General features: G+C 51.6%; 6 protein-coding genes. 3 read left to right on the top strand and 3 right to left on the bottom strand.

Annotation, left to right across the window (positions count from 1 at the left end; genetic code table 11):
- On the top strand, nucleotides 1–265 hold a 265-nt coding region (locus UNPF46_RS38160), incomplete at its 5' end, for a hypothetical protein (RefSeq protein WP_210248366.1).
- A 79-nt stretch (nucleotides 266–344) separates the two neighbouring features.
- On the opposite strand, the gene UNPF46_RS31950 is transcribed toward UNPF46_RS38160, so the two are convergent.
- Both UNPF46_RS31950 and UNPF46_RS31945 read right to left on the bottom strand, forming a co-directional pair.
- Nucleotides 345–1,241, bottom strand: coding sequence for a GHMP family kinase ATP-binding protein (locus UNPF46_RS31950; RefSeq protein ID WP_246668783.1), 897 nt, complete (start codon nucleotides 1,239–1,241; stop codon nucleotides 345–347).
- A gap of 233 nt (nucleotides 1,242–1,474) precedes the next feature.
- Nucleotides 1,475–2,716: a glycosyltransferase family 2 protein gene (locus UNPF46_RS31945; RefSeq protein WP_181770209.1), complete on the bottom strand. Its 1,242-nt coding sequence runs from the start codon at nucleotides 2,714–2,716 to the stop codon at nucleotides 1,475–1,477.
- Nucleotides 2,717–3,420: 704 nt separating this feature from the next.
- On the opposite strand from UNPF46_RS31945, the gene UNPF46_RS31935 reads away from it, so the two are divergent.
- On the top strand, nucleotides 3,421–4,194 hold the full coding sequence (locus UNPF46_RS31935; RefSeq protein ID WP_142252713.1) for a glycosyltransferase family 77 protein: 774 nt from the start codon (nucleotides 3,421–3,423) through the stop codon (nucleotides 4,192–4,194).
- On the opposite strand, the gene UNPF46_RS31930 is transcribed toward UNPF46_RS31935, so the two are convergent.
- Nucleotides 4,189–4,782: an HAD family hydrolase gene (locus UNPF46_RS31930; RefSeq protein WP_142252712.1), complete on the bottom strand. Its 594-nt coding sequence runs from the start codon at nucleotides 4,780–4,782 to the stop codon at nucleotides 4,189–4,191. The genes UNPF46_RS31935 and UNPF46_RS31930 overlap by 6 nt on opposite strands.
- 42 nt (nucleotides 4,783–4,824) lie before the next feature.
- Between UNPF46_RS31930 and UNPF46_RS31925 the strand changes: the two genes are divergently transcribed.
- Nucleotides 4,825–5,127 carry a hypothetical protein gene (locus UNPF46_RS31925; RefSeq protein ID WP_142252711.1) on the top strand — a complete coding sequence of 101 codons (303 nt, stop codon included), beginning with the start codon at nucleotides 4,825–4,827 and terminating at the stop codon, nucleotides 5,125–5,127.
- Nucleotides 5,128–5,310: the final 183 nt, after the last annotated feature.

Genomic DNA, 5,310 nt, shown 5'->3' with positions numbered 1-5,310 from the left:
TCGTGTGCGCGCTGCTCAACCGCTCACGGGCCAAACCCGCCCTGCGATTGCCGGCGCGCCGATGCACTCCACGTCCACCGCCACCCGGCCCGCGTATCGTGACGATCGCGAAACGCCCCTTGTCCTTGGGCCGGGATGGCGAAGAGATACGACATTTCCGAATTTCGGTCAATCGGAATCTTTTGGGAGGATTCTTGATATCAACCGCATGATCGGCGGTGTTTCGCCAGACGAGCAAGAAAGATTACAGGGCATCACATTCTAAAGATCCGCCTCTGGCTCGAAGCCGCGGCGAACACCTATACCGCAACCATATTAAGTGCACCGTCATCGCAATTCCAAAATCAAGTAGTTCTGATGCGAGCTTCAACTCGCACACCGGATTCGTCCTCGGCTAGAACGCGCCCACATGTCAATCCTTGGGATGATGCTGATCGACGCAACGAGCTCAAAGCCGGCTCATTTCCGGCAAACAGAAAATGACCTCCGCCGCCAGCTCCAACCAACTTCCCCCCAAAACACCCTGCCGACATTCCGAGATCGTAAAGAGCATCGATCTCTGGCGTCGTTATGCCGATCGAATAAAGACGCTTCGCCACCCAGTGTCGGGTCAACTCCTGGCCGTAGGCTCGTATATCCCCTGCCCTAATGATCGCCTCGATCCTTGTTGTTTGTGCTCGCAAGCGCTGCACTTCATGATGAAGATCAGCAACCGGCGGAACAAAAGCCAACACATCCTTGGCAGCTCTTCGAATACCAGTATCGATCAAAATGAGCCCCGGAGCGATCGTTCGCGCGAAATCTGAACCGAGCTCCCTCTCGCGCCGAAACGTGGTCTTTCCACTCTCATCAATCGAAATGCGCAGCATTCCGCCCAAGGCGCTAGCTGACGCGTCTTGAATCGAGACCCTAGAATTGAACTCATCGCGCTCGATATGCATGGCCAAGCTAATCAGCTCATGTGTCTGAAGTTGCATTTCACGGAGCTGCATTATTGCGTAAATAAGGGCAACGCAAAGAGCGCCTGAGCCACCGAGGCCGGCCCCTGGCGTTATGGGGGCCCAGATGCGAATGTCTCCACCCGCCGGGGCAATGGACCTAACAATTGCTCCTACCAGTCCGTCCACTTGGTGAACAGGAAGCGGACCGTACCAAGGGCCTAGTTCACTACATGCAAGACGCAATTGAGCGTCCCTCCGAAGCGCAACTCTAACATTCAACCGCTCCCGAAGAGCTAGCATGAGAAGCTCAGAATTGCCGAAGGCCACAGACGACGAGAGATCTAGTCCGCCGCCGGCGATGGACAAACGAAATGGTGCAGTTACGTGAATCTCATCTGGCATAGCCTTAACCCAAGGACGAGCCACATTTGTGGGCAAACACGCGGGCGACCGAAGATCAACCGCCCCTGAACGAGAAATTAGCCAAACATCTTTATGTTTCAACAGAATCGCATCTGCTATCAGATAAGCTATTAGTGCTCCGCTTTCTTCAATCGATGTTTTATGCCGATGATTGAACTTAATGCGGCAAAATTCGCTGGGACGCTCCGCTTCAGCAACTCAAAGATCAGATAGAACGGCGAAAAGAAAAAATCCCAAGAATCGATCAGATCTCTCCTCCAAAAATAGCATAAACAGATGGCAAATTCTCCAAAGTAACACAGCAAATAGAGTGCGGGCAAAGTCCCACCTAGAAGCGCTGATACCGTAATAGCGACTAGCAAGTAGGCGGAGGTATTCCAGCTGATGCTATTGAGCATTCCTTGGAGCGCAAAGAACACAGCTTTGAATCGAATTAAGAATGGGTAATCCGCGAGCCTACCTCGCAGCTGTCCTAGAAAGTATAAGTACTGTTGCACGCCAGCAGCCCATCTGTACTGCTGGCGCCATCCTTCGATATAGGTAACGGGGGAGTCGGCGAGTTCGAACTCCGGCACTATGTGCACCTTGCGGTTCAGCACCGAGCAGATGTAACCCAAATGAACATCTTCCAAAATAGAGGCCGCGGGAAACATGCCAACGGAAAGAAGCTGCTGTAATTCAATACAAAGTCCATGGCCCACGAGATGATAGTGCATTTGCCCGGTCCATCGATGCAAAAGCATTCTTCGGCACTCATGAGTGATGGTCCACCGCGATTGGTAGAGCGCCTGCCCCTTCTGAAGCACACTCAACTTCGAAAAGTTATCTAAGAACAGCGCTGGTACATGCATTATTCCTGCATCTTGCGCCATCCCGCTCCTGATAAGATGGATGACTCGCCTTGGTACCTTACTATCGATATCTAACGTCAGTATCCAGCTTTTTGCAGGCGAACCATCAATGGTCGCGAGCGCGTAGTTGATTTGCTTTGCTCGATTCGAATTTTGGTCCGGATCTTCCACGATGGTGACCGATAGATCGCGCTCCACTTTTGCCTTTTCCGCCAGCGAAAGTGTTAGGTTCCTAGGATCGACACCGGACCGCTCTCGAGAAGAGCCCACAACGATAGCAGCGCAATTGCCGGCAACGTCGAGAAGTTCGCTCAGCCGGACTAATGCGGCATCAATCGACCTCTCCTCCTTGTAGACGGGAAGAATGATAATCAACCGATCAGGCGACGATACGGCCGCTTGCTGCTGACCTTCGATCCACTTCAAGAATCCGATCGCAAAAATACAATTGAACAGGGATCGAAGGAGAAGGATCAGAAGAAAAAGGTCGATGAACAACATGATCATATTTTCGATGAGAGGTACCGCAGTGCTTCGACGACACAGTAGACAGTGGAGGCACAATTTCGAACTTCTAGTTCAACCTGTCTAACAAGGGTAGCCACGGTCTCATCAACGACCGGCATAACCTTTATTGGAAGACGCTCCGCTAGGCAGTAGAAGGATCGCCTATACAAGTTCTGAAAGTCTGGACTTGTGAAAATTGAGTTGCCCCCACCGCGCGATTGCCATCGCTCTAGTTGCACTTCATTCTGAACATCAAAAAACACGAAGAGCTTAGGCCTAATAACTCTAGAATCTCTGAGCAATTGCACTGGCAGTTCCACATCACCATGCTCACCGAGGCGCCCTCTTACGAAGTTCGTTACAAGCGCCGTCAGAATAGTGCGATCGCAGACTATTGGCGAATTGGCGCCGGTGAGGGCAGCGCAACGCTGCTCCTCAATTGCAAATACCATTTTAAGCGCCCCGTTAGCATTCAGTTCTGTAAGCGTTGTGCGCTCGCCGCCGGTGATCATCTCCCAATACTCTGGAACGAAAAAAACTCTATGATTCTCACGACAATACTGAAGACCAATGGTAGTTTTTCCGGAACAAACGTTGCCCTCTAATCCCAGCACATAGGGACCATTGTCATCGGCGACTCTGGATGTGAGAGTGCAATTCACAAGGGCTCAACCGAATGATCTGAATGAGGAGGTATTGTGAAAGGTATCTACTACGTAGCAACTGGCGCAAAGTACTTGGCTGAGGCGGAAAGATCGGCCCAGAGCATCGAGCTTAACTTCCCGAGCCTACCGGTGGCAATCTTCACCGACCAGCGGGTAGATAGTCCGATCTTCTCCCAGGTCGTGGCCGCCCAACAGCCGAAGTGGTCGTTCGAGGATAAGATTGAAGGCCTCTTGGCCTGCCCGTTCGACGAAGCTTTGTATCTCGATTGCGATACAGAAGCTTGCGGCTATACCTCACACCTGTTCCGGCTCCTCGAACGGGTGGAGCTTGCCGTCGCACACGCTTCTTGGCGCTTCTCGCCGCCAGTGGTGGAAGGCAGAGTTGTCGACGGCTCCTATTTAGACCTAAGCGTGCCATCCTGCTTCCCTGAGCTCAATACCGGTGTTATACTATTTCGTAAGACAACGGCTACAATCGGCTTTTTTCGCTTGTGGCTCGCGATCTATCGTTCGCAGCTTCATGGCCCTGTACAACCGCGCCACGAACAACCAGCCTTCCGCACAGCCTTATGGAATTCTGGCTTGAGTCACACAATTCTCCCGCCAGAACTAAACTACCGCGTTGACTTTCCAGGTTACGTGGGAACGTCGATCCAAATCATCCACGGCCGCCACCCGCGACGAATTGAGATCGCAAGACGCTTAAATGCGGGCCAGGGAGCTCGCGTCTTTGTACCAAACCTCTTCCAAATGCATGACTCCGCAGAACTACTGGAGGGTAGTGGCCATGACGATGACGCGTCATAGCTCTGAACCAGAAAGTCCTCTCAGATATCGAAGCGTTTCCCCTGGGCCTCGAGTCCTTATGAACCTTCCTCCAGCATGCGCAAACGCAAGTCCGGTTTTCAGATCGTCATCCAACAAGTAGCAGTCGGTTATTGGAATCTGATATTTTACCCCGAACCAATCGAAAAAAGAATCGTCGGTTTTGAGCATCCCAATGTCTGACGAGATTACGAGATCATCAAAGACGTCATACAGACGCAGGGCTCTAACGGTGTGAGCCTTGAAGCAATCCATATTTCCAGTCACTAAAAAGACTCGAAGCCTTACACGAAGCAACCGAATTAGCTGAAGTATCTCGTTGTCTATGAAAGCGGTCTGACAATCAGTTATCAATATGTCCCTTAGCAACTGTGCCTCAATGCGCGTGGCATCGTGAAGGTAATCCACGACATAGTTCGATGTAACCTGACCTCGCATCCAGCGACGTACCAAATCTCGATTTTCAACAAAGAGCTTTCTTTGAACTTCTTCAGCCTCTTGCGCCGGCAAAGACCGCCAGAAATTATCGTCAGAGATCGTACCGTTGAAATCGACAAGCAAGCCGAGCATGGATGGGTTTCACTGTTAGATTCGTAGAGATCGCAGCCTACCATGCGCGACGATCCGAAACAGACACAATTCCTATCTATATTTCTTGCTTGCGCGCCGACTTCCCAACCAACCGGCAACGCTCACTGGGCGGAATGGCCAGCGAATCGGCCCTGGATGGGTGGCTATGCTGCGATCTCTCCACAATCAGCAAACTGCCGTTTCGCCCGCATCGCTCTTGCTGGACAAGTCAGAGTTGGTTTGCAATTGCCCCCAAAAAATACCAATTCGGGAGAGGAAGAAAATCTTCGCCTCAACAATTCTGCTAAGTTTCAAATGCTTATAGGAATGATTGATTCCGGCTAGGGAGACGAAGCTTGGTTTCCCCGGTTTCCTCTCCCAGGGGGCTCCCCTCCCTTCCAATCGTCATATCCCCCCTGTATAAACCGGCAGCTTCTTCCGTTATTCGAAGGAGCTCATATGAACGACCTGCACGCGTGGCTTTCACAACAGCACCACGGTTTGCGGACCTTCCAGACCTTTCAGCAC

The organism is Bradyrhizobium sp. UNPF46 (assembly GCF_006658625.1).
Classification (GTDB): Bacteria; Pseudomonadota; Alphaproteobacteria; order Rhizobiales; family Xanthobacteraceae; genus Bradyrhizobium; species Bradyrhizobium nitroreducens.
This window is presented reverse-complemented; position numbering and strand designations above follow the sequence as displayed.

Bases quoted from the DNA above. Each gene is read 5' to 3' on its own strand.
- UNPF46_RS31950 (WP_246668783.1), bottom strand. From the start codon at position 1,241: ATGCTAGCTCTTCGGGAGCGGTTGAATGTTAGAGTTGCGCTTCGGAGG.
- UNPF46_RS31945 (WP_181770209.1), bottom strand. From the start codon at position 2,716: ATGTTGTTCATCGACCTTTTTCTTCTGATCCTTCTCCTTCGATCCCTG.
- UNPF46_RS31930 (WP_142252712.1), bottom strand. From the start codon at position 4,782: ATGCTCGGCTTGCTTGTCGATTTCAACGGTACGATCTCTGACGATAAT.
- UNPF46_RS31925 (WP_142252711.1), top strand. From the start codon at position 4,825: ATGCGCGACGATCCGAAACAGACACAATTCCTATCTATATTTCTTGCT.